The organism is Paracoccus niistensis, assembly GCF_042432925.1.
Classification (GTDB): Bacteria; Pseudomonadota; Alphaproteobacteria; order Rhodobacterales; family Rhodobacteraceae; genus Paracoccus; species Paracoccus niistensis.
In genome coordinates this window covers 1-1138 of record NZ_JBHLWE010000069.1, presented here as the reverse complement: position 1 = coordinate 1138, position 1138 = coordinate 1, and the positions used below count along the sequence as shown (strand labels likewise).

The following is a 1138-nucleotide window of genomic DNA, read 5'->3' as shown; positions in this document are numbered from 1 at the left end:
ACGCCGCCAGTTGCTCCGTCATCTCTGCCGTAGCATAGACCTCGTCAGGTGTCCTGCCGGCGAAGGTCGAGTGCGGGCGTCGCCGGTTGTAGTATTCGATCCATGAACCGATGCCGCTGCGGGCCTCGCTTCCCGTCTCGAACGCGCTGAGGAAGACGCATTCGTATTTGAGGCTGCGCCACAGCCGCTCGATAAAGACGTTGTCCATCCAGCGGCCGCGCCCGTCCATGGAGATGCGAATGCCCGCGTCCTTCAGCGTCGTCGTGAAGGCGAAGCTGGTGAACTGGCTTCCCTGATCGGTGTTGAAGATGTCGGGCCTGCCGTGGCGGGCGATCGCCTCTTCGAGGGCGGCGACGCAGAAGTCGGCGTCCATCGTGTTCGACAGACGCCAGGCCAGCACCTTGCGGCTGAACCAGTCCATGATGGCAACCAGGTAGAGGAAGCCGCGTCGCATCGGGATGTAGGTCACGTCGGCGCACCAGACCTGATCCGGCCGCTCGATCGTCAGATGCCGCAGCAGGTAGGGGTAGATGCGGTGCTGCGGATGCGGCGCGCTGGTCCTCGGAGCCTGGTAGATCGGCGACAGACCGATCTTGCGCATCAGTCGCCGGACCCGCTTGCGGCCCACGCCCCAGCCTTGGCGACGCAGATGTCGCGCCATCTGCCGGGAGCCATACCACGGCATTTCCATGAAGGCCTCATCGATGACGCGCATCAGTTCAAGGTTCTCGGGGTTCTCGCCGGCGGGCTGGCGATAGAACGACGCCCGCGAGATCGAGACCAGTTCGCACTGGCGGCGGATCGAAAGCCGTTTGTGATCGGGATCAATCATCATTCTCCTCCGATCCAGGCTCAGCGATCGAAGGCTTTGGCCAAAAAATCGCGCTCGACGACGAGCTGGCCGATCTTGGCGTGCAGCTTCGTCACCTCGGCCTCCCGACCGACCTGCGCATCCGAAGCCCTGTCGTCAAACGCCTTGGCCAAATTCTCGATCGCCTGACGTTTCCATTGCGTGATCTGGTTCGGATGAAGCTGATGCTTCGTGGCCAGTTCTGAAATCGTCCGCTCGCCGCGGATCGCCTCAAGCGCGACCTTGGCCTTGAACTCGGCCGAGAACCGTCTGCGTGTCTTCATGCTG

1 protein-coding gene is annotated in these 1138 nt (G+C 62.7%); it reads right to left on the bottom strand.

The features are described from left to right. A protein-coding gene (locus tag ACFFII_RS17460; RefSeq protein ID WP_377700148.1) for an IS3 family transposase occupies positions 1 to 1134 on the bottom strand; the annotation gives its coding sequence in 2 pieces (ribosomal slippage) (positions 1 to 882 and positions 882 to 1134; 1135 coding nt annotated over the 2 pieces). This gene is flagged as partial in the annotation. Positions 1135 to 1138: the final 4 nt, after the last annotated feature.